This is a genomic window from Streptomyces shenzhenensis, assembly GCF_021462265.1.
Lineage (GTDB): Bacteria > Actinomycetota > Actinomycetes > Streptomycetales > Streptomycetaceae > Streptomyces > Streptomyces shenzhenensis.
Map to the genome: position 1 here is coordinate 97,069 of NZ_JAJONF010000010.1, position 21,041 is coordinate 118,109.

20 protein-coding genes and 1 riboswitch are annotated in these 21,041 nt (G+C 72.4%); of the genes, 8 read left to right on the forward strand and 12 right to left on the reverse strand.

Features of this window, described 5'->3' with window-relative positions; translation table 11 throughout:
* Positions 1 to 120: 120 nt before the first annotated feature.
* A complete protein-coding gene (locus LQ326_RS15900) occupies positions 121 to 936 on the reverse strand; it encodes an inositol monophosphatase family protein (RefSeq protein WP_234537052.1) in 816 nt (271 codons plus the stop codon).
* A gap of 8 nt (positions 937 to 944) precedes the next feature.
* Entirely contained in the window at positions 945 to 2,072 is a 1,128-nt protein-coding gene (locus tag LQ326_RS15905) for a ferrochelatase (protein ID WP_234537055.1), read from the reverse strand.
* Between the two features lie 164 nt (positions 2,073 to 2,236).
* On the opposite strand from LQ326_RS15905, the gene LQ326_RS15910 reads away from it, so the two are divergent.
* The 3 genes from LQ326_RS15910 (at position 2,237) to sepH (ending at position 6,377) form a co-directional block, all read left to right on the forward strand.
* Entirely contained in the window at positions 2,237 to 3,475 is a 1,239-nt protein-coding gene (locus LQ326_RS15910) for an MFS transporter (protein WP_234537058.1), read from the forward strand.
* Positions 3,435 to 4,754, forward strand: coding sequence for a D-arabinono-1,4-lactone oxidase (locus LQ326_RS15915; RefSeq protein ID WP_234537060.1), 1,320 nt, complete (start codon positions 3,435 to 3,437; stop codon positions 4,752 to 4,754). The genes LQ326_RS15910 and LQ326_RS15915 overlap by 41 nt, the downstream gene beginning before the upstream one ends.
* A 588-nt stretch (positions 4,755 to 5,342) precedes the next feature.
* The gene (sepH, locus tag LQ326_RS15920; protein ID WP_234537063.1) at positions 5,343 to 6,377 is read left to right on the forward strand and encodes a septation protein SepH; all 1,035 of its coding nucleotides are present in this window, start codon (positions 5,343 to 5,345) and stop codon (positions 6,375 to 6,377) included.
* A gap of 118 nt (positions 6,378 to 6,495) precedes the next feature.
* Here the strand turns inward: sepH and LQ326_RS15925 are convergent, their stop codons facing one another.
* Positions 6,496 to 7,338, reverse strand: coding sequence for a sulfurtransferase (locus LQ326_RS15925; RefSeq protein ID WP_234537067.1), 843 nt, complete (start codon positions 7,336 to 7,338; stop codon positions 6,496 to 6,498).
* 313 nt (positions 7,339 to 7,651) lie between these two features.
* On the opposite strand from LQ326_RS15925, the gene LQ326_RS15930 reads away from it, so the two are divergent.
* Positions 7,652 to 8,455: a VOC family protein gene (locus LQ326_RS15930; protein ID WP_234537072.1), complete on the forward strand. Its 804-nt coding sequence runs from the start codon at positions 7,652 to 7,654 to the stop codon at positions 8,453 to 8,455.
* A gap of 320 nt (positions 8,456 to 8,775) precedes the next feature.
* Here LQ326_RS15930 and LQ326_RS15935 read toward each other — a convergent pair whose 3' ends face one another.
* Positions 8,776 to 9,405, reverse strand: coding sequence for a TetR/AcrR family transcriptional regulator (locus LQ326_RS15935; protein WP_234537074.1), 630 nt, complete (start codon positions 9,403 to 9,405; stop codon positions 8,776 to 8,778).
* A 112-nt stretch (positions 9,406 to 9,517) separates the two neighbouring features.
* On the opposite strand from LQ326_RS15935, the gene LQ326_RS15940 reads away from it, so the two are divergent.
* Positions 9,518 to 10,570: an aldo/keto reductase gene (locus LQ326_RS15940; protein ID WP_234537076.1), complete on the forward strand. Its 1,053-nt coding sequence runs from the start codon at positions 9,518 to 9,520 to the stop codon at positions 10,568 to 10,570.
* A 98-nt stretch (positions 10,571 to 10,668) separates the two neighbouring features.
* Positions 10,669 to 11,016 carry a hypothetical protein gene (locus tag LQ326_RS15945; protein ID WP_234537080.1) on the forward strand — a complete coding sequence of 116 codons (348 nt, stop codon included), beginning with the start codon at positions 10,669 to 10,671 and terminating at the stop codon, positions 11,014 to 11,016.
* A 209-nt stretch (positions 11,017 to 11,225) separates the two neighbouring features.
* On the opposite strand, the gene LQ326_RS48305 is transcribed toward LQ326_RS15945, so the two are convergent.
* Both LQ326_RS48305 and LQ326_RS48310 read right to left on the reverse strand, forming a co-directional pair.
* Entirely contained in the window at positions 11,226 to 11,711 is a 486-nt protein-coding gene (locus LQ326_RS48305) for a hypothetical protein (RefSeq protein ID WP_308401927.1), read from the reverse strand.
* Between the two features lie 11 nt (positions 11,712 to 11,722).
* Positions 11,723 to 12,046 (reverse strand): hypothetical protein, encoded by a 324-nt coding sequence (locus LQ326_RS48310; protein WP_308401928.1) that lies wholly within the window; start codon positions 12,044 to 12,046, stop codon positions 11,723 to 11,725.
* A gap of 193 nt (positions 12,047 to 12,239) precedes the next feature.
* Between LQ326_RS48310 and LQ326_RS15955 the strand changes: the two genes are divergently transcribed.
* Positions 12,240 to 12,482, forward strand: coding sequence for a DUF5302 domain-containing protein (locus LQ326_RS15955; RefSeq protein ID WP_234537082.1), 243 nt, complete (start codon positions 12,240 to 12,242; stop codon positions 12,480 to 12,482).
* Positions 12,483 to 12,696: 214 nt separating this feature from the next.
* Here the strand turns inward: LQ326_RS15955 and LQ326_RS15960 are convergent, their stop codons facing one another.
* The 4 genes from LQ326_RS15960 to LQ326_RS15975 all read right to left on the reverse strand — a co-directional run bounded on the left by LQ326_RS15960 (position 12,697) and on the right by LQ326_RS15975 (position 18,331).
* On the reverse strand, positions 12,697 to 13,347 hold the full coding sequence (locus LQ326_RS15960) for a thymidine kinase (RefSeq protein ID WP_234537084.1): 651 nt from the start codon (positions 13,345 to 13,347) through the stop codon (positions 12,697 to 12,699).
* Positions 13,348 to 13,387: 40 nt separating this feature from the next.
* Entirely contained in the window at positions 13,388 to 14,581 is a 1,194-nt protein-coding gene (locus tag LQ326_RS15965) for an alkaline phosphatase family protein (protein ID WP_234537086.1), read from the reverse strand.
* Complete coding sequence (locus tag LQ326_RS15970) at positions 14,581 to 15,177, reverse strand: DUF5998 family protein (RefSeq protein WP_234537088.1); 597 nt, start codon at positions 15,175 to 15,177, stop codon at positions 14,581 to 14,583. Before LQ326_RS15970 ends, LQ326_RS15965 begins: the two co-directional genes overlap by 1 nt.
* Before the next feature lie 133 nt (positions 15,178 to 15,310).
* Positions 15,311 to 18,331: a bifunctional acetate--CoA ligase family protein/GNAT family N-acetyltransferase gene (locus tag LQ326_RS15975; protein ID WP_234537090.1), complete on the reverse strand. Its 3,021-nt coding sequence runs from the start codon at positions 18,329 to 18,331 to the stop codon at positions 15,311 to 15,313.
* Positions 18,332 to 18,508: 177 nt separating this feature from the next.
* Between LQ326_RS15975 and LQ326_RS15980 the strand changes: the two genes are divergently transcribed.
* Positions 18,509 to 18,790, forward strand: coding sequence for an HPr family phosphocarrier protein (locus LQ326_RS15980; protein WP_234537092.1), 282 nt, complete (start codon positions 18,509 to 18,511; stop codon positions 18,788 to 18,790).
* Positions 18,791 to 19,074: 284 nt separating this feature from the next.
* Here the strand turns inward: LQ326_RS15980 and LQ326_RS15985 are convergent, their stop codons facing one another.
* Complete coding sequence (locus LQ326_RS15985; RefSeq protein ID WP_234537094.1) at positions 19,075 to 19,770, reverse strand: GntR family transcriptional regulator; 696 nt, start codon at positions 19,768 to 19,770, stop codon at positions 19,075 to 19,077.
* Between the two features lie 259 nt (positions 19,771 to 20,029).
* Positions 20,030 to 20,785 carry a M23 family metallopeptidase gene (locus LQ326_RS15990; protein ID WP_234537095.1) on the reverse strand — a complete coding sequence of 252 codons (756 nt, stop codon included), beginning with the start codon at positions 20,783 to 20,785 and terminating at the stop codon, positions 20,030 to 20,032.
* Positions 20,786 to 20,797: 12 nt separating this feature from the next.
* Positions 20,798 to 20,960, reverse strand: a riboswitch (cyclic di-AMP (ydaO/yuaA leader).
* Positions 20,961 to 21,041 lie beyond the last annotated feature (81 nt).

Here is a 21,041-nt window from a genome sequence, read left to right on the forward strand (position 1 = left end):
CGCACCGCCGACACTCTTCCCGCCGCGACGGCGCCCGGCCGCCACGGCGATGACCGGCGGTGCCGTGCCCGCCTCAGCCCCGGCCCCGGCCCCGGCCCCGGCCCCGGCGTGCGGTGTCCCTCAGTCGTGCCAGGCTCCGAAGTCCTCCAGGAGGCGCTGGAGGGGCTCGAAGACGCCGGGGGTGCCGGCGACCGCCAGATCGCGGGAGAGGGCTTCTCCGGGGCGGCCACCCGTGCGGGCGCCGGCCTCGCGGGCGATGAGGTCGCCCGCGCCCCAGTCCCAGGCGTTGAGGCCGCGCTCGTAGTACCCGTCCAGCCGGCCACAGGCCACGTCGCACAGGTCGACCGCCGCCGACCCGCTGCGCCGTATGTCGCGGAGCAGCGGGATCAGCCGGGCCGCGACCTCGGCCTGGTGGGCGCGGACGCCGGAGACGTAGTTGAAGCCGGTCGACACCAGCGCCTGCTCCAGCGGCGGCGCCGGGCGGCAGCGCAGCTCGCGCTCGCCGTCCCACGCCCCCGTCGCCCAGGCCCCGCCGCCGCGCACCGCGTGGTACGTCTCGCCGCGCATCGGCGCCGCCACGACGCCGACCACGGTCTCCCCGTCCTGCTCGGCCGCGATGGAGACCGCCCAGGTCGGCAGCCCGTACAGGTAGTTGACCGTGCCGTCGAGCGGGTCGATCACCCAGCGGACGCCGCTCGTGCCCTCCGTGGCGGCGCCCTCCTCGCCGAGGAAGCCGTCGTCCGGACGGTGCCCGGCGATCAGGTCGGTGATCAGCTTCTCCGCCGCGATGTCCATCTCGGTGACGACGTCGATCGGGCTGGACTTGGTCCGGGCCACGGCGAGGTCGGCCGGGCGGCCGTCCCGCAGCAGCTCGCCCGCGCGGGCGGCCGCTTCCCGGGCGAGCTCCAGCAGGTCCGTGTACGGGGCGTCGGTCACGGGGCTCCTCACGCGTAGGGGCTGTCGGCGCCGGCCGCGGCGGGGCGGGGGGCGCGGGCCGGGCAGCAGCCGGCCGGGCAGAGGTTGTGGCTCGCGCCGAGCGTGCCCAGGGCGCACGGCGTGACCTGCCGCCCGTTCTCGACGGCCGCGCGCTCCAGGACCAGGTCACGGATCGCGGCGGCGAACCGCGGGTCGTCCCCGACGGTCGCGGCCCTGCGTACCGGCAGACCCAGCTCCGCGGCCTTGGCCGTGGCCTCCGTGTCGAGGTCGTAGAGGACCTCCATGTGGTCGGAGACGAAGCCGATGGGGGCCATCACGACGGCCGGGACCCCGGCGCCGTGCAGCTCCGCCAGGTGGTCGCAGATGTCGGGCTCCAGCCAGGGGATGCCCGGGGCGCCGGAGCGGGACTGGTAGACGAGCCGCCAGGGGTGGTCGACGCCGGTGCGCTCGCGGACCGCGGCGGCGATCAGCTCCGCCACGTCCAGGTGCTCCTCGACGTACGCGCCGCCCTCGCCGTGTGTCTCGGCCGGCCCCGAGGTGTCGGCGCTCGCGGTCGGGATGGAGTGGGTGGTGAAGGCGATGTGGGCGCCCGCGCGGACGCTCTCGGGGAGGTCGGCGAGGGACGCCAGCACTCCGTCGATCATCGGTTCGACGAAGCCGGGGTGGTTGAAGTAGTGCCGCAGCTTGTCGATCTTCGGGAGTTCGAGGCCTTCGGACTCCAGCGCGGCCAGCGAGTCGGCGAGGTTCTCGCGGTACTGGCGGCAGCCCGAGTAGGAGGCGTAGGCGCTGGTGGCGAGCACCAGGACGCGGCGGCGGCCGTCGGCGACCATCTCGCGCAGGGTGTCCGTCAGGTACGGCGCCCAGTTGCGGTTGCCCCAGTAGACCGGCAGGTCCAGGCCGTGCTCGGCGAAGTCCTTGCGCAGGGCGTCCAGCAGGGCGCGGTTCTGGCCGTTGATCGGGCTGACCCCGCCGAACAGGAAGTAGTGCTGCCCGACCTCCTTGAGGCGTTCCTTCGGGATACCGCGCCCGCGGGTCACGTTCTCCAGGAACGGGACCACGTCGTCCGGGCCTTCCGGGCCGCCGAAGGAGAGCAGGAGCAGGGCGTCGTAGGGGGTGGCATCGAGCGCGTCTGACATGAGCCGATCCTGCCACCCGGCGCTGACGGTCCGGAAACAGGAGGATGAAGAGTCGGATTCGGGAGGTTTATCCCCGGTACCCGACGGGTGCGTTCGGGTGACCTCACTCGTAAGCTGTATCAGGCGCAGTCGCGCCTTACCCCGTACAGCCGTCGGAGATCCCCGTGCCCAGCCCCTATCGCGCCCTCTTCGCCGCCCCCGGCAGCAAGGGCTTCTCCGCCGCGGGTTTCGTCGGCCGGATGCCGCTGTCCATGATGGGCATCGGCGTGGTCACGATGATCTCCCAGCTCAGCGGGCGGTACGGGCTCGCGGGCGCGCTGTCGGCCACCATCGCGCTGTCCGCCGCGGCGATCGGGCCGCAGGTGTCCCGGCTGGTCGACCAGCACGGCCAGCGCCGCGTCCTGCGTCCCGCGACCCTGCTCGCGCTCGCCGCGGCGGCCGGGCTGCTGCTCGCGGCGCATTTCGGGTGGCCGGACTGGGTGCTGTTCGGGTGCGCCGCGGGGATCGGCGCGGTGCCGAGCCTGGGGGCGATGATCCGGGCCCGCTGGGCCGCCCTCTACCGGGGCACCCCGCAGTTGCACACCGCCTACTCGTTCGAGTCGGTCGTCGACGAGGTGTGCTTCATCATCGGGCCGATCCTCTCCATCGGCCTGTCCACGACCTGGTTCCCGGAGGCGGGTCCGCTGCTGGCCTGCGGTTTCCTCGCCGCCGGCGTCCTCTGGCTGACCGCCCAGCGGGCCACCGAGCCCGAGCCGCACCCGCGCGGGCACCACGGCGGCGGTTCGGCGCTGCGCGCGCCCGGCCTCCAGGTGCTGGTGGCGACCTTCGTGGCCACCGGCGCCATCTTCGGGGCAGTGGACGTGGTGACCGTCGCCTTCGCCGACGAACGCGGCCACAAGGGCGCCTCCAGCGTCGTCCTGGCGCTGTACGCGGCGGGTTCCTGCCTGGCCGGAGCCGTCTTCGGGCTCATGCGGTTCGCGGGGAGACCGGAACGCCGGTGGCTACTGGGCGTATGTGCGATGGCCGTGAGTATGATCCCCCTCCTACTGGTCGGAAACCTTCCGCTTCTGGCCGTGGCGCTGTTCGTTGCGGGCCTGTCCATCGCACCGACGATGATCACGACGATGTCCCTCATCGAAAAGCACGTACCTCGCGCGAAACTCACCGAGGGCATGACCTGGGTGAGCACCGGCCTCGCGGTCGGGGTGGCGCTCGGCTCCTCGGTCGCCGGCCTGGTGATCGACGCGGCCGGCGCCCGCGCCGGGTACGGGGTTCCGGCCGCGTCCGGGGCCGTCGCGGTCATGGTCGGTTTCCTCGGGTACCGCCGGCTCAGCCGGCCGGTCACGGGGCGGGGAGGCACCGTTGGGCAGCACAGCGAGCGGGAAGAGCGGCACGTGGCGTAACTGGGGAGGGAATGTCACCGTCCGCCCCGCGCGGGAGGTCACACCCGCCTCCGTCGACGAACTCGCGGCGGCCGTACGGCAGGCGGCGGAGGACGGCCTGAAGGTGAAGGCGGTCGGCAGCGGCCACTCCTTCACCGCGATCGCCGCGACCGACGGTGTCTCGATCCGCCCTCAGCTGCTGACCGGTATCCGCAAGATCGACCGCAAGACCATGACCGTCACGGTCGAGGCCGGTACCCCGCTCAAGAGGCTCAATGTGGCGCTGGCCCGCGAGGGCCTGTCGCTGACCAACATGGGCGACATCATGGAGCAGACGGTCTCCGGGGCCACCAGCACCGGCACCCACGGCACCGGCCGTGAGTCCGCCTCGCTCGCCGCGCAGATCAAGGAGCTCGAACTCGTCATCGCCGACGGCTCGGTGCTCACCTGCTCGGAGAAGGAGAATCCGGAGGTCTTCGCGGCCGCGCGGGTCGGTCTCGGTGCCCTGGGCATCGTCACCGCGATCACCTTCGCGGTGGAGCCGCTCTTCCTGCTGACCGCGCGGGAGGAGCCGATGCCGCTGGACCGGGTGCTCGCCGAGTTCGACCAGCTCTGCGCCGAGAACGAGCACTTCGAGTTCTACTGGTTCCCGCACACCGGCAGCACCAACACCAAGCGCAACAACCGCAGCGCAGGGCCGCCACAGCCGGTGGGGCAGCTGAAAGGCTGGTTCGAGGACGAGTTCCTCTCCAACGGCGTCTTCCACGCCGCCCAGTTGGTCGGCCGCGCGGCGCCCGCCGTCGTACCGACGATCGCCCGGATCTCCAGCACGGCGCTGTCCTCGCGGACCTACACGGACATCCCGTACAAGGTCTTCACATCCCCGCGGCGGGTGCGCTTCGTGGAGATGGAGTACGCCGTCCCGCGCGAGGCCCTGGTGGACACGCTGCGGGAACTGAAGGCGATGGTCGACCGTTCCGATCTCAGGGTCAACTTCCCGGTCGAGGTCCGCACCGCCCCCGCCGACGACATCGCCCTGTCCACCGCGTCCGCCAGGGACAGCGCCTACATCGCCGTACACATGTTCCGGGGCACGCCGTACCAGGCGTACTTCACCGCCGCCGAGCGCATCCTCACCGCCCACGAGGGCCGCCCGCACTGGGGCAAGGTGCACACCCGCGACGCGGACTACTTCGCCCAGGCATACCCGCGCTTCGGCGAGTTCACCGCGCTGCGAGACCGGCTCGACCCGGAGCGGCTGTTCCAGAACGACTACCTGCGGAGGGTTCTGGGGCAGTAGCCGAGAAGCCGTCCGGCGCGGGGCAGCACTCCGCTCCCCGCCGGCGGCCGCGCCCGGGGAGCCGGGCGGCCTCGACGGCGTGCTGCCGCCGGCGACCGCGTCGCTGACCGTCGCCGCACCGAACCCCGCCTGCACCCCCGGCAGTTGTTCGACCAGCCGGACAAAATGCGGACGCACGGACGAAACTATTGGTTCCGTTTCTGACGATTGCGTGAAGTGCACCACGTTCAAGATCGCCCGATGCGGGCAAACTACGAGCGAACAACGGTTGTTGCCAGAAGTTGGGCGGCGCGCCAATCCACGCACGTGGCCCGAATGGAGTACTGTTGCGAGCCCTGGGTCCGGTCTCCCGCCAGGGCGTCCGGGGCCTTGCAGGACCGCCGGGAGGGGGGCTGGATGCACAGGGTGACGGAGTTGGTCACTTAGCGTTGCGAATAGGTAACCGTGCCATAACGGCGATCCCGGGCCCGCGCCCGACACGCCGGGCAACTCGGCAAGGTTGTGGCAGGCTGCACCCGGGCAGGCCACACTCGACTAGCGGAAGCAGCGACGCACGTGACGTCGGCAGGCACCACCCGGGAGGTCCCCATGCCCGAACTGCGTGTCGTGGCCGTCTCCAATGACGGCACACGGCTGGTGCTCAAGGCTGCCGACTCAACGGAGTACACCCTTCCGATCGACGAACGGCTCCGTGCCGCCGTGCGCGGCGACCGGCCCCGGCTCGGCCAGATCGAGATCGAGGTCGAGAGCCATCTCCGGCCCCGGGACATCCAGGCGCGGATACGAGCGGGTGCGACGGCCGAAGAGGTCGCCCAGCTCGCCGGGATCCCCGTCGACCGGGTGCGGCGCTTCGAGGGTCCGGTACTGGCCGAGCGCGCCTTCATGGCCGAGCGGGCACGCAAGACGCCCGTCCGCCGGCCCGGCGAGAACTCCGGTCCCCTGCTCGGCGAGGCCGTGCAGGAGCGGCTGGTGCTGCGCGGTGCCGAGAAGGACACCGTGCAGTGGGACTCCTGGCGCCGGGACGACGGCACCTGGGAGGTCCTGCTCGTCTACCGGGTCGCGGGCGAACCGCACTCGGCGAGCTGGACCTACGACCCGCCCCGGCGGCTCGTCCAGGCGGTCGACGACGAGGCGCGCTCGCTGATCGGCGAGTCCGACGACCTCGCCGTACCGGAGCCCAGCTTTCCGTTCGTGCCGCGCATCGCGCGGCTGCCGCGCGACCGTTCGCTGGACCGCTCCGGCGACCGGGACCGTGAGCGGCCGGCCCTGCCCGCGCAGCCGTCCGAACCGGCCGAGGAGACGGCCGGCGAACGCGACTCGCTGACCAGCCTTCTGGAGGCGGTGCCGAGTTTCCGGGGCGACATGGTGGTCCCGGAGCGCCCCGGGGAGATCCCGGAGGAGCCCGCCGCGGAACCGGCGGAGGAGCCCCCGGCCCCGGCGGCCTCGGCCGGCTCGGCCTACGCGGACGTCCTCATGCCCCGCTCCGTCGGCAGCCACCGCGACCGGCTGATCGGCGCCACCGACCGCCAGGCCGAGGCCGACGGTGTCCGCCCCGGCCGCCGGGCCGCGGTGCCGAGCTGGGACGAGATCGTCTTCGGAACACGGCGCAAGAAGCAGGATTAAGAACAGGTCGTACGACCGTACGAGTTCATACGGGTTCATACGGGTTCATACGGGAGAGGGAGGCACGCGTGCGTGCCTCCCTCTCCCGGCATGACGTACGACTGCCCTGCGGCCGCCGCTACTGCGGGTCGGGGCCGACCGCCACCGGACGGGACGGGTCGGCGGACCACTCCGACCACGAACCGACGTACAGTGCCGCGTCGATGCCCGCGACGGCCAGCGCCAGCACCTCGTGGGCGCCGGAGACGCCCGAGCCGCAGTACACGCCCACCTCCGCCCCCTCGGAGGCGCCCAGGCCCTTGAAGCGGTCGCGGAGTTCGGCGGCGGGCAGGAAGCGGCCGTCCGGGCCGACGTTCTCGGTGGTCGGCGCGGACACCGCGCCCGGGATGTGGCCGCCGACCCGGTCGATCGGCTCCACCTCCCCCCGGTACCGCTCCCCCGCGCGGGCGTCGAACAGCACACCCGAGCGGGCCAGCGCGGCCGCCCCGTCCGCGTCGAGCAACCGCCCCGCACCCGGAGCCGGTTCGAAGTCACCCTCGACCGGCTCGGTCACCTCAGCCGAAAGAGCGCCCTGCCAGGACGGCAACCCGCCGTCGAGGACCCGCACGTCCGGGTGACCCGTCCAGCGCAGCAGCCACCAGGCACGCGCCGCCGCCCAGCCCTGTCCGCCGTCGTAGACGACGACCGGCCGGTCCGCCGACACCCCGGCGCGGCGCATCGCCGCGCCGAAGACGGCCAGGTCGGGCAGCGGATGCCGGCCGTTCACGCCGGGCGGCGAGGCGAGTTCGCCGTCCAGGTGCACATAGACGGCGCCGGGCAGATGCCCCGCCGCGTAGGCCGCGCGGCCGTCGAAGGGCGGCGTGCCGGGCGCGGTCAGCTGCCAGCGGACGTCCAGCAGCACGGGCGGGTTCGGCCCGGCCAGGTCCTCGGCGAGTTCGGTTGCGGTGATGATGGCTTCCATGGCCCCATCCTTACGCCAGGGGTGGCCGCATCGTCCAGGTACGACTACTCTGCTCGGCCGGACAGGCTCGATCACCACGCGTACGTGATCGGGCACTTGCTGTACAGCCGATGGACATTCGTCGGCAATCCACCGGAAACGGATGAGAAACGGCAGACCAGGCATCCTCACGGCGAAGCCGCTCCACGGCCCTGGACGCAAGGCGCCACGGAGGGTGCGAGCATCGGCACGGAGCGTGTCCGCAGCTGCGGCACAACCGGTCCGGACAGCGGAAGCGACACGGCCACCGCGAGGGGCCGAGGAGAGAGTGACGATGACCGAGGTACGGGGAGCGGCCGGCCCGAACGGCGACACACACGCTCGGCGCGCGCCCGGCACCCCCTGCAGGGTGAGTCTGATGGTGCACGACTTGACCGCGACCGAGGAGTTCTACGGAGCCCTGTTCGGCTGGGAGTTCGAGCCCGGACCCCAGCAACTCGGCCCCTATGTGCGGGCCCTGCTCGGCGGCCGGGAGGTCGCGGGCATCGGGCAGCTGCCGCCGGATCTGCGCCTGCCGATCGCCTGGACACCGTATTTCGCCTCGGACGACGTGGATCTGACGGCGGAGACGGCCCGGCTGTGCGGGGGCACGGTGGGGGTCGGGCCGCTGGACGCGGCCGAGGCCGGGCGGATGGCCATCGCCTGCGACCCGTCGGGCGCGGTGTTCGGTATCTGGCAGGCCTCGGCCCACCTGAGCACCCCCCTGACGGGCGTCCCCGGCACCCCGGTCTGGGACGAGCTGCTCACCTTCGAGACGTCGAGCGTCGCCAAGTTCTACGAGGCGGTGTTCGGTTACGAGGAGGAGCCGGTGGTGTCCGCCGCCTTCGACTACGTGACCCTGCACGTCGGGGGCCGCCCGGTGGCCGGCATCCACGGCGTCGGACTCTCGCTGCCCCGGGAGCGGGGACCGCACTGGCTGACGTACTTCGAGGTGGCCGACGTGGACGCGACCGTGCGAGAGGTCGCGGAGCTGGGCGGGCAGGCGCTGAAGCCGGTCCGGGACAGCATGCACGGGCCGGTCGCGACGGTGGCCGACCCGGAGGGCGCGGTCTTCTCGGTGGTCCAGAGCCCGCGCTGAACCGGCTCCGGCTCCGGCTCCGGCTCCGGCTCCGGCTCCGGCTCCGGCTCCGGCTCCGGCTCCGGCTCCGGGACACGGTACGAGTCCGACCGCCCCCGCCCCCGCGAAGGCCCGGATGCCCGGATGCCCGGCCACGACGACGGCCACGCCGCCCGCCTCGCCGAAGAGGGCCGCCCCGTCTCGCCGAAGAGGGCCCCGTCTCGCCGAACAGGCCGGGGAGGAACCCGGCGCCACCATGCGCCCGGCGCCCCCCGCCCGGCGCCCCCCGCCCGGCGACCCGCGCTCGGCGACCCGCGCTCGGCGACGGATGCGGTGGCCGGTCACGCCCGGCTTTCGCCGCCCCGCAAGTACACTCCCGCACGCGCGGCGGCCGCGGCGGCCTCGGCGGCCTGGTCCGCGGCGGCTTCGTCGAGGCGGTCACCGCTGGTCAGCAGGCGGTAGTAGAGAGGGGCGGAGACAGCACGGATCACCTCGCGGACATCGGTGCCCGCAGGCACCTCGCCCCGGTCGATGGCCTGCTGGACGCAGGGGGCCCACTCCGTGACGCGGATGTCGTAGAAGCGGTGCAGGGCCTCGGCTGTCTTCGCCTCGCAGGTGGCGGCGGCGATCACCGCCTTGAACAGCGCTCCCTGCCGCGGGTCGGCCAAGGTGCGCTGCACGAGCCGGGCGTTGGCCTTGAGGTCGTCGAGCAGCGAACCGGTCTCGGTACGCGGCAGTGACTGCTCGGCCATGTCCAGCAGGAGATCGGCCACCAGGCTGGTCACCGTTCCCCAGCGGCGGTAGACGGTGGTCTTGCCCACCTCGGCACGGCGCGCGATGTCGGCGAGGTCCAGGCGGGCGAAGCCGTGCTCGGCCAGGGCGTCGCCGGCCGCTCGCAGCACCGACGCCCGCACCCGCGCCGTGCGCCCTCCTGGACGGACGGTCCCCGGGTCCGCACCCTCAAACCCCATAACGGGACTCCAGTTTCGTTAATCACTCGCACCTGCTACGTTGAGGGCTACTCTAACGGAACTGAAGACCCGTTAGCCAGCTCGGATGACGAGAGACGAGAGAGGAACGGCCATGGAATACAGGCGGCTGGGCGCATCCGGCCTCAAGATCCCCGCACTGAGCTTCGGCGCGGGCACCTTCGGCGGCCAGGGACCGCTGTTCGGTGCCTGGGGCAACACCGACGCGCGAGAAGCACGCCGTCTCGTGGACATCTGCCTCAATGCCGGGATCACGATGTTCGACACCGCCGACGTCTACTCCAGCGGGGCCTCCGAGGAGGTGCTGGGCGAGGCGATCAAAGACCGCAGGGACCAGGTGATCGTGTCCACCAAGACCGGTCTGCCGATGGGCGACGGCCCGAACGATGCGGGCACCTCCCGTTCGCGCCTGATCACCGCGTGCGAGGACGCCCTGCGCCGGCTCGGCACCGACTACATCGACCTGTTCCAGCTGCACGCCTTCGACGCCGGCACGCCGGTCGAGGAAGTCCTGTCCGCACTCGACGATCTCGTCCGCGCGGGGAAGGTCCGCTACCTCGGCATCTCCAACTTCTCCGGCTGGCAGGCGATGAAGTCCCTCGCGAGCGCGGAGAGACACGGCCACCCGCGCTATGTCGCACATCAGGTCTACTACTCACTCGTCGGCCGCGACTACGAATGGGAGCTGATGCCCCTCGGACTCGACCAGGGCCTCGGCGCCGTCGTCTGGAGCCCGCTCGGCTGGGGACGGCTCACCGGTAACGTCCGCCGCGGCCGGCCGCTGCCGGCCACCAGCCGACTGCACCGCACCGCGGACTACGGCCCGCCGGTCGAGGACGAACACCTCTACCGCGTGGTCGACGCCCTCGACGAGATCGCGCGGGAGACCGGCAGGAGCATTCCGCAGATCGCCATCAACTGGCTGCTGCAGCGACCGACCGTCTCCTCCGTCATCATCGGCGCCCGCGACGAGGACCAGCTTCGCCAGAACCTCGGTGCCGTCGGCTGGACGCTCACACCCGACCAGATGGCGAAACTCGACGCGGCGAGCGTCACGACGGCGCCCTACCCGTATTTCCCCTACCAGCGTCAGGAAGGCTTCGCCCGCCTCAACCCACCGGTGGTCGCGCCCGCGCCCGCCGCATGACGTGGCGTCAGGCAACCGGACCGCACAGCCGCGCGTCCCGGCCCCGGCCCGGGCGATGCCGCCTCGTCGGCACGGCCTCGGACGCCCGCGACTTCACCGTGGAACGGACCGCGGGCAGCTACCACGTCCGCGGCCGGTCCCGAAGGCTGCCGCTGGCGCGCTGGGCGGCGGTGGGACCCATCACCGGCGTCTTCCTCATCCGCTTCACCGTGGGCGGCCAATGGCAGGAGCCCGTGAACTGGCTGCCCGTGGTGTTCTGGCCCTTCGTCGGCGCTCTGATCACCGTGGTCGGTTTCCTCACGCCACGCCGGCCGGTGGAGCTGGAGCTGACACGGGACGCGATCACCTCGGTGGTCGGGCGCAGACGCCACTCCTACGCGTGGCACAGTATCGAGGAGATCACCGCACGCCGCGCCGTCGTCCGGGGCCGGGACATGCGCTTCTAGCGCTCCAGGTACGTCTGCTGCCCACCGCTCCACGCCCACCGCGCCGCTCCCGGATGGGTGAGGGCTGGCACTTCGTCCTGGCGCTCGGCACGACTCCGCAGGTCAGTCCCCAACTCGCCGCGCCGCTGGCGGAGTTCGCTCGGCGAACTGTTGCTGACGAGCTTCGGTGCGGCGACTCGGCGACACGGATCCGCCTGTCATGGGCCCCTTCAGGCTGCTCGGCCGCCTCGGTACAACCGCCCGTAACGGCTCGCTCCGTGCCGTGCCGTGCCGTGCCGTGCCGCCAGCAACAGCCCGATGACCATGGAGTTGCTGTCGGTCTCGGCCGACCACACCTGCTCCAGCTGGTCGACCATGAGGAACAACGGCTCGTGCGCGGCGTCGCAGCCGAGTTCGGCGAAGGCCCGCGCCACGCCCTGCTCGACGACCTCCAGCTGCCTGGCGGCGTGGGCGCCTTCGGACGGCGCCTGCGCGAGGTCGAGCCCCGCCTTGACGCCGAACGCCTCCAGGGACAGCGAGGTCTGCAACCCCTTGGCGCTCTGCGCCAGCCGGCTGCCCAGCGGGACACCCGGCTCGTCCGCCGACTCGCCGTTCCTCCTCAGGAACCGGCGCAGTGCCCGCACGGCCGGAGACCTGCGGCCATGCGCGTCCCCGGCGTGCGCCACGAGATGCCGGGCGGCGTGGAGGGCGAACACGTACCGCCAGATCAGCGCCTGGCCGAGTCCCCCGGCAGCCCCTCCAGTTCGAACCGCCGCAGCTGCTCCCCCGCGGCCTCGTCCGGGGTGACCAGCACCCGCCCCGCGCGACCCGCGCCGTCGGCCATCAGTTGCATGCACACGGCGCTCTTGCCGGACCCCTTGCGACCGATGATCAGCATCTTCCGCCCGGACATCGCGGCCTCATAGGCGGCATTGAGTAAGAATCCACCGCGTAACAACAGCCCCAGTGCGTCACGCGCGTCACGCTCGGCGTCGTCGCGCCCGAAGTGAAGCCGTGCGAGCAGTGACTCGTCGTAGGAGTACGAACTCACACCGCACCCCTTTGCCCGGATGACGTTCCTCCACACCTCGAGTGGCGCACGCGGCAGGTCCCGAAAGGCCGGCGAGGCCCGCAAGGCGGCCCTGGCGGGCCGAAGCCGGAGCCAGCACGATGTCGCCTGCGCACCGCACCGCGCCCCGGCATGACAAGCTGTGCTTCTCACTGCCCGAGCCCAGGAGGTCACCATGACCGCAGACTCTGCGTCCACACAAGATTCGGAGCCGTCCGAACCCGAGACGTCCGCTCTGGCACCCGACAGCGACGGGCAATACGACCTGAAGCGCAAGTTCCGGGAAGCCCTGGCACGCAAGCGCGGTGTGCAGGCGGACGCCGCCGACGCCGCTGGGAGCGCCGCCTCGTCGAAGGTCCGTTCAGCGCACGGCCCGGCCGCCAGCCAGCGGTCGTTCCGGCGCAAGAGCGGCGGCTGAGTCCGTCAGCGCCGCGGTCCGGCCGCCCTGCCACCGCACCCTCCGGGCGCCACCGACTCGCGCGCCCGGCGCCGGGGCCCGGTAGGCGCGCATACCGAGGGCGCCGGTCGCCGGTGAGGCCGTAGCCGACGGTCTCCGCCCGTGGACACGGGCCCCACCGCGGTTGGCGTCGCGTGAGCCGACGGCGTCACCGCGGTGGACCCGGCCCTGGCCCTCAAGAGGAGGCGAACGGCAGGACGTCCGGCGAGAGCTCGCCGGCACGCGCGGCGGCGCTCGTCATGCGGCGGCGGTGATGGCGTCGGCACAGCACCTCGTAGCCGACCTCCGCGGCCGGGCCGTTCACGTCGCCGACAACGACCTGCTCGCCCTCCACAACCATCTCGCCGCCCACCGTGCGGGCGTTGTGCGTGGCACGCGCCCCGCACCAGCACATCGCCTCGACCTGAAGGGTCTCGATCCGGTCCGCCAGCTCGATCAGCCGCTGCGAACCCGGAAAGAGCCTGGTCCGGAAGTCGGTCGTGATGCCGAAGGCGAAGACATCGAGGCCCAGGTCGTCCACGACCCGCGCCAGCTGATCGATCTGCGCCGGGGCGAGGAACTGCGCCTCGTCCACGATCACGTAATCCACCCTGCCGCCCTTCGACAGCTGGTCGACCAGGTAGGCGTGCAGATCCATGCCCGAAGCCGCCTCGACCGCGTCCGTCACCAGGCCCAGCCGCGAGGAGAGCTTCCCCTCCCCCGCGCGGTCGTCCCGAGTGAATATCACACCCTGCAGACCCCTCGCCGACCGGTTGTGACCGATCTGCAGAGCGAGTGTCGACTTCCCGCAGTCCATCGTTCCGGAGAAGAACACCAGTTCGGGCATGGGGAGTCGAGCGCCTTTCGGTCAGTGGCGGGGCACGGAGTCAGGAGCGTACTTCGAGCAGCGGCACGAGCTGCTCGGCGGGGGTCATCGAGCCGTGGTTGCCGACCATCGCCGACTCCTTGGGCTCCCGCTCGGACGCGATGATCAGGACGTCGTCGTACGCGGCCGCGAGGACGTCGCCGATCCGGTCGTACACCCGCTCGTCGAACCGGTCCGGCGGGCCGAACCAGCCCGCCGTGATCGCCTCGTCCCGCGAGGCCACCCAGAACTGCTCGCCGAGCACCTCGCGCCAGCAGGCCAGGACGTCGTTCGCGGCGCCGGGCACCGCGTAGACGTGCCGGGCCCGCCCCTCGCCGCCCAGCAGCGCGACACCGGCGCGCAGCTCCCAGTCCGCGTCGAAGTCGATGCGGTGCTGCTCGTCGAACGGGATGTCGACCATGCCGTGGTCGGCGGTGACGTACAGCGCACTGCGCGCCGGAAGCTGTTCGGCGAGCCGCTGGACGAGCCGGTCGACGTGCATGAGCTGGCCGCGCCAGGTGTCGGAGTCGATGCCGTAGCGGTGCCCGGCACCGTCCAGTTCGGCGTAGTACGTGTACACCAGGGAGCGGTCGGCGGCGGCGAGTTGCTCGGCCGCGAGGTCCATGCGCTCCTCGCCGGTGAGCCGGCCGTGAAACGTTCCGCCGCTGAGCGCGACCTTGGTGAGCGGGGTGTGCTCGAAGGCCGGGGAGGACACCTGGGCCGCGTGCACGCCGGCGTCCTGGGCGAGCTGGAAGACGGTGGGGTACGGCTGCCAGGAGCGCGGGGAGGTCCACGGATGCCAGCGGAGCTGGTTCATCAGCTCACCGGTGGCCGGGTTGCGGACCGTGTACCCGGGCAGGCCGTGGGCGCCGGGCGGCAGGCCGGTGCCGACGGAGGCGAGGGAGGTCGCGGTGGTGGCCGGGTAGCCGGCGGTGATCGGCCGTCCCGTGCCGCCGCGCGAGCTGCCCAGCAGCGCGGTGAGGAAGGGCGCCTCGTCCGGGTGGGCCCTGATCTGTTCCCAGCCGAGCCCGTCGACCAGGAAGACGCAGTTGCGGTCGGCGGGCGTCAGCTCCGTGATCGACGCGGTCGTTCCGGGTACGGCCATGCCTGCGGCCAGGGTGGGCAGCAGGTCGGCGAGGGAGCCGCTGCCGTACTCGGGCAGCGGCGCGGAGCCGAGGGCGAGCGGTTCGGGATGGTCCCAGGCGGCGTATGCCATCAGCGGGTGACGTCCGCGGTCGCCTCGGAGATGGCCTGCGCGAAGGCGAGCGCCTGGCGCACCGTCTCCGGGCCGTCCCCGGCCTCGCTGACCCGCAGGCTGAGGTCGTCCGCCGTGGAGTTGCCGGTGTATCCGTGGTCGGCCTCGCAGTTGGGGTCGCCGCAGGCTGCGGGCTCCAGGTCGATGCGGGAGACGGCGCCCCAGCCGATGGTCAGCACGATCTCGCGGGGCAGCGTGCCCGGCGTGTACTGCTCCGGGTTGGCCACGACCCGGCTGACCACGACCGACGAGATCCGGCCGAGCTTGACCGACTCGGTGGAGGTGGTGGCGTACGGGGTCGGGGAGGTGCTGTCGGCGGCCTGCTCGTCGGTGTGGCTGACGATGAAGCGGTTGCCGGTGAGGACGAGCACGGTCACATGCCGCCGCACCTCGTTCTGGTCGAACGTCGTCTCCTGGTGGACCAGGTACGACTGGATCGGCTCGCCGCCCACGGCGGCCTCCACCGCCTCGGCCACGAGGGCCGGGTAGTAGCCGCTGCGCTCGATCGCGACGCGCAGCCCCTGGGTCGTCGTACTGGTCTTGGCCATGGCGTCCATCCTAATCCGTGGTCAAGGAGACCCGGGCCAGTCGCGCACGGCCGGGTCCCGGGCCGCCGCCGTCGCGCGCGGCCGGGTCGAACGCCGCCGACCGGTGCGGGTCTTCGCCCTGGCCGGAGGCGTACGGTGGCGGTCAGTAGGCGGGCAGGGTGCGCGGGCCCAGATCGTCGCGGGCCGGCGGTGGCGCGAGGCGCACGGTGGCCCCCAGGACACTCAGGCCGTGCCGCGCGACCACGACCGGTTCCAGGGTGACCGCGACCACCTCGGGGTGGTCGTCGACCAGCCGGGAGACCCGGAGCAGCAACTCCTCCAGGGCAGGCGTGTCGACGGGGTCCGAGCCGCGCCAGCCGAACAGCAGGGGCGCGGTCCGGATCGAACGCACCAGCGAGGTCGCGTCCCGGTCGGTGACCGGAACCAGCCGGTGCGCCATGTCGCCGAGCAGCTGCGAGGCGGCTCCGGCGAGGCCGAAGGACAGCACGGCCCCCGCGGCCGGGTCGATCACTGCCCGTACGACGGTGTCGACGCCCCGGGGAGCCATCCGCTGCACCACCGGCCGCAGCTCCTCGGGCGGCCCGAACAGCTCGCTCAACTCGTCGTACGCGCGGCGCAGTTGCTCTTCGTCCGCCAGGTCCAGCCGCACTCCGCCCAGATCGGCGCGGTGACGCAGGTGGGGGGCGGTGGCCTTGAGGGCGACGGGATAGCCGAGGGTATGGGCGGCTTCGACGGCGGCCTGCGGGGTGGGGGCGGGCAGCGCGCGGTGCACGGCGACGCCGTACCTGCCGAGGAGCCGGCAGGTCTCCTCGTCGCCGATGGCGAGTCCCTCCCCCCGCTCCAGCAGGGCGCCGATCAGCTCGGCGGCCCCCTTCTCGTCGATGTCGTCGTACTCGGGCACCTTCCCGGGCTCGGCGGCCTCGCGCCGCCACTGCCCGTACTTCACGGCTTCGGCGAGGGCCCGGACGGCCCGCTCGGCGGCGGGATAGGCGGGGATGAGACGGGAGCAGGGGTGGGGGGCGGGGAGCTTGGAGAACGGGGACAGCACGACAGACGCCACCTCCGCTTCCGCCTTCACGGCGGTGGCTTCCGCGGTTACCGCGGGGGCATCTGCCTTCGCCGCGGTGGCTTCCGCTGCATCCGCCGGTACCCCAGTGGCATCCGGCTTCACGGCAGCGGCTTCCGCCTTCACCGCGGCGGCATCCGCCGTTACCGCGGTGGGCAGGCGTTCCGCAGGGCGGAACGGGTGGGCACCGCCACCGGTGCCGGGTGCCGTCGCACCCGCCTGCGGTGCGGTACGGCCCGCGGCGGAAAGCGCCTCCGCAAGCCCCCCGAGCTCCACGTGCACCACAAGAACCGGCTTCCCCGGAACCTCTTCGGCCGCCGTCCTGAGCGCCTCCGCCAGCTCCGCGTCCCCGACCGCCCCCTCCCCGATCGTCGGAATGGCCGTGACGACCACCGCGTCGCACGACTCGTCCGTCAGCGCCCGCGACAGCGCCCGGCGGAAGTCCTCGGCACTCGCCCGCGTCGTCAGATCCAGCGGCCGGGCCGGCCGCAGCCCCTCGGCCAGGCACCGGTCGTACGTGAGCAGCCCGAGCGACTCCGAGTTCCCGAGGATCGCCACCCGCGGCCCGGCCGGCAGCGGCTGCCGCGCGAGCAGCAGCCCCGCGTCGACCAGCTCGGTGATCGTGTCGACACGGATCACCCCGGCCTGCCTCAGCAGCGCGGACACCGTGGCGTGCGGCAGCCGCGTCGCGCGTATCGCGTGGCCCGGCGGGGCCTGCCCCGCGCCCTGCACCACGACCAGCGGCTTCGCCGTCCCCGTCCGCCGGGCGAGGCGGGTGAACTTGCGCGGGTTGCCGATGGACTCCAGGTACATGAGGACGACGTCGGTCTCGGGGTCGTCGTACCAGTACTGGAGGACGTCGTTGCCGGAGACGTCCGCGCGGTTGCCGGAGGAGACGAAGGTGGAGACGCCCGTGGTGCCGGTGACGCCGCCGCCGCGCCGCTGCAGCCGGGACAGCAGGGCGATGCCGATGGCGCCGGACTGCGCGAACAGGCCGATGCGGCCGGGACGGGGCATCTCGGGTGCGAGGGAGGCGTTCAGCCGGACGTCGTCCGCGGTGTTGATGATCCCGAACGCGTTGGGGCCGATGATGCGCATGCCGTACGTGCGCGCCTGCCGGACGAGCGCGCGCTGGCGCTCGCGGCCGTCGGGGCCGCTCTCCGCGTAGCCGGCCGCGAGGACGACGAGCCCCTGCACGCCGTGTTCGCCGCACTCGGTGACGACCTGGGGCACGTGCTCGGCGGGTACGGCGACCACCGCCAGGTCGACAGGGCCGTCGATGTCCCGCACCGAGCGGTGCGCGGGCACCCCGTCGACCTCCTTGAGGTCGTCCGGGAAAGCCTGGTTCACGGCGTGCAGACGGCCGGTGTAGCCGGCGTCCCTGAGGTTGCCGAGGACGCTGCGGCCGACCCCGCCGGGCGCCCGGCCGACGCCGATCACGGCCACGGAAGAGGGCGCCAGCAGCCGTCGTACCGAACGGGCCTCCGCGCGCTGCTCGCGGGCGCGCTGCACCGCGAGGGAGCGGTCGGTGGGCTCCAGGTCGAACTCCAGGCGGACGACGCCGTCCTCGAAGCTGCGCTTCTGGGTGTAGCCGGCGTCCGTGAACACCTTGATCATCTTGTTGTTGGCGGGCAGCACCTCGGCGGCGAAGCGGCGGATCCCGCGCTCGCGCGCGACGGCCGCGATGTGCTCAAGGAGGGCGGAGGCCACACCCCGCCCTTGGTGGGCGTCCTGGACGAGGAAGGCGACCTCGGCCTCGTCGGCGGGCGCCGAGGCGGGCGACCCGTCGGCGCCAATGCGGTCATAGCGTACGGTTGCGATGAACTCGCCGCCGACGGTGGCCGCGAGTCCCACCCTGTCCACAAAGTCGTGGTGCGTGAAACGGTGGACGTCCTTGGCGGAGAGCCTGGGGTAGGGCGCGAAGAAGCGGTAGTACTTCGACTCGTCCGAGACCTGCTCGTAGAAGCTGACCAGGCGGTCGGCGTCATCGACGGCGATGGGTCGGATGCGTGCGGTACCGCCGTCGCGCAGCACCACGTCGGCCTCCCAGTGGGACGGGTACTCGTGCCGGTCCTGCGGGTCCGCCGGGGTCTGCATGGCCCCCAGAGTACGGCTAGCGTCCGACAACGGCGCGAGGCAGTCTGTGGAGGACGGAAGCCGGACCGAGGCCGCGGTCCGGCTACACACCCGGAGGGGACCGATGTCCGCTCCGGGGTCGCTTCACGTTGTGGAAAACTGGTCTAGACAACCCTGAACACCGAAGGGCAGCATCACATGGCTGAGCGCCGCGTCAACGTCGGCTGGGCCGAGGGCCTCCACGCCCGCCCCGCTTCCATCTTCGTCCGAGCCGCCACGGCCGCAGGCGTCCCGGTGACGATCGCCAAGGCCGGGGGCAACCCCGTCAACGCGGCCTCCATGCTGGCTGTCCTGGGGCTGGGCGCCCAGGGCGGCGAGGAAGTCGTCCTCGCCTCCGAGGCCGAGGACGCGGACGCCGCCCTCGACCGCCTGGCCAAGCTGGTCGCCGAGGGTCTCGAGGAGCTCCCCGAGACCGTCTGAGCACCGGCGTCCGCACGCCCGGGGCCGGGCCGACTCCCACAGGGGACGGCCCGGCCCCGTCGTGCGTCCGTCATGGGCCGTAATTCCATGACAGCCGCACTTGACTTCACGACAGAGCCGCACACGCTTCGGGAGGGAACCGCCCCCGAGTTTGTGAAGGCTCCGGCGCCCGGCTTTATCGCGGGCACACGAAAGAAGCACGACCGTTAATTCCCGGCGCGCGTGAATTAGGGCACAGAAAACCGGCCCCACCGAATAGCACTTCTTTGTATACGGCGCGCGTGTTAATGCCGCAGGCCCGACATGTTTACGGGGTGTTGCGAAGTCCTCACACCGTTCGCCCGTTCGGTGGTGCCGGAGAAGCGGAGCCGGTGGGAGACCGTCGAGCGCTCGGTGTGCAGTGCCGTGATCGCCCGGGCGCGCTCGCCGTCACCGCGCGCCACCGCGTCCACGATGGCGCCGTGCTCCGTCCAGGACTCCACGGGGTTGGCGGGCGTCTCCGTCGTGTACATCCAGGCGATCTTGTGCCGCAACTGGGTCAGCGTCGAGGTCAGGGCATGGCTGCCGGAGGCCTGCGCCAGGGTCTCGTGGAACCAGCCGCCCAGGGAGCGCAGGTCCTCGCTGTTGCCCCGCCTGGCCCGCTCCTGGCCCAGCCTGACCAGTCCGCGCAGCACCTTGAGGTGGGCCTCGGTGCGGCGCTGGGCGGCCCGCAGGGCGCCGAGCGGCTCCAGGAGCATGCGCATCTCCAGCAGGTCGGCGGCCTCCTGCTCGGTCGGTTCGGCGACGCACGCGCCCGCGTGCCGGCGCGTCACCACGAACCCCTCGGCTTCCAGGGTGCGCAGGGCCTCGCGGACCGGGACGCGCGAGACCCCGTAGCGGCGGGCCAGGAGTTCCTCGGTGAGCCGGCCGCCTCGCTCGTAGACACCCGCGACGATGTCGTCCCGGATCGCCGTGCATACCGAGTGCGCCGGAATACGCATGACCGACCTCCGCCTTAATTCCCGTGCAACGCCGCCGAGTGGCGCCCGTTCCGTGACTCTATTGCAATGAGCGGGAATTTCCGACGGCGGGCCGGAATCCGGGGATATATTTTGGACACCGGGTGCACGAAAACGACGAAAGCCCCGGCGCCGGGGCCGGGGCTTCCGAAGATCTCACGGATGTCGTCGGGCTTCCCCGGGACTTGGCCACGCCGCGTTTTCACACGGGGCGCGCCGCCGGGTCACCCGCCGGCGCGTGTCAGACGTGCACGCCGTGCTCGCGGAGGTAGGCGACCGGGTCGACGTCGGAGCCGTAGTCCGGGGTGGTGCGGGCCTCGAAGTGAAGGTGGGGGCCGGTGGTGTTGCCGGTCGCGCCGGAGAGGCCGATCTGCTGGCCCGGGGTGACCTGCTGGCCCACCGAGACGCCGATGGACGAGAGGTGGCCGTACTGGGTGTACATGCCGTCGGCCATCCTGATGACGATCTCGTTGCCGTACGCCCCGCCCCAGCCGGTGGAGACCACCGTGCCGGTGCCGACCGCGTGCACGACGGTGCCGCTCGCGGCGTGGAAGTCGATGCCGGTGTGGGTACCGGAGGACCACAGGGAGCCGCCGGTCCGGTAGCCGGTGGAGACGTAGGAGTCGCTGATCGGCGCGACGAAGGTGTTCAGGCGCTTGCGCTCGGCCGCGCGGGCGGCGCGTGCCTTGGCCGCGCGCTCCTTCCTGGCCTGCTCGGCGGCCTTCTGGCGGGCGGCCTCCGCGGCCGCCTCGCGCTCGGCGACGGCCTTCTGGGCCGCGGCCTGGGCGTCGATCTGCTCGGCGACGGACTCGCTCATCGTGATGACCGGGGTGAGGCCGGTCTGCTCGACGGAGTTCTCGGCGGCGAGCGCGGGGGCGGCCGAGACGGTGCCGATGACACCCGTGGTGGTGAGGGCCGCGATACCGGCGGCCTGCGCGGTGGTGCGCTTCACCCGGCCGGGACGACGGTGCTTCCCGGAGGCGCACATGAACGCCATGTAGAGGCTGGTCCTTTCCTTCCCTCTCGCCTACCGGGTTAGCTGACGGGTTCGGAGCAGGAAGGTCTCCTACGGGCCCCCTCGCACGCGCGCGGGCACCCGATTCACCCCAGGGACTGCGTGGGTCCCCGGCTCCCCTGGCTCGCGCCGTACGGGGACTCGGCGATGACTGTCCGGTGCCGCGGGCGCGGCGCACTGCCTGACGAACAGCCCGGAAGAACCTATGAGGAGCTGCTTTCAATGCCCAAACGGATCA

Excerpts from the sequence above, each read along its gene's own strand:
- LQ326_RS15905 (WP_234537055.1), bottom strand. The coding sequence starts at position 2,072 with ATGTCAGACGCGCTCGATGCCACCCCCTACGACGCCCTGCTCCTGCTC.
- sepH (WP_234537063.1), top strand. The coding sequence starts at position 5,343 with ATGCCCGAACTGCGTGTCGTGGCCGTCTCCAATGACGGCACACGGCTG.
- LQ326_RS15925 (WP_234537067.1), bottom strand. The coding sequence starts at position 7,338 with ATGGAAGCCATCATCACCGCAACCGAACTCGCCGAGGACCTGGCCGGG.
- LQ326_RS15930 (WP_234537072.1), top strand. The coding sequence starts at position 7,652 with ATGACCGAGGTACGGGGAGCGGCCGGCCCGAACGGCGACACACACGCT.
- LQ326_RS15935 (WP_234537074.1), bottom strand. The coding sequence starts at position 9,405 with ATGGGGTTTGAGGGTGCGGACCCGGGGACCGTCCGTCCAGGAGGGCGC.
- LQ326_RS15940 (WP_234537076.1), top strand. The coding sequence starts at position 9,518 with ATGGAATACAGGCGGCTGGGCGCATCCGGCCTCAAGATCCCCGCACTG.
- LQ326_RS15955 (WP_234537082.1), top strand. The coding sequence starts at position 12,240 with ATGACCGCAGACTCTGCGTCCACACAAGATTCGGAGCCGTCCGAACCC.
- LQ326_RS15960 (WP_234537084.1), bottom strand. The coding sequence starts at position 13,347 with ATGCCCGAACTGGTGTTCTTCTCCGGAACGATGGACTGCGGGAAGTCG.
- LQ326_RS15965 (WP_234537086.1), bottom strand. The coding sequence starts at position 14,581 with ATGGCATACGCCGCCTGGGACCATCCCGAACCGCTCGCCCTCGGCTCC.
- LQ326_RS15970 (WP_234537088.1), bottom strand. The coding sequence starts at position 15,177 with ATGGACGCCATGGCCAAGACCAGTACGACGACCCAGGGGCTGCGCGTC.
- LQ326_RS15975 (WP_234537090.1), bottom strand. The coding sequence starts at position 18,331 with ATGCAGACCCCGGCGGACCCGCAGGACCGGCACGAGTACCCGTCCCAC.
- LQ326_RS15980 (WP_234537092.1), top strand. The coding sequence starts at position 18,509 with ATGGCTGAGCGCCGCGTCAACGTCGGCTGGGCCGAGGGCCTCCACGCC.
- LQ326_RS15985 (WP_234537094.1), bottom strand. The coding sequence starts at position 19,770 with ATGCGTATTCCGGCGCACTCGGTATGCACGGCGATCCGGGACGACATC.
- LQ326_RS15990 (WP_234537095.1), bottom strand. The coding sequence starts at position 20,785 with ATGGCGTTCATGTGCGCCTCCGGGAAGCACCGTCGTCCCGGCCGGGTG.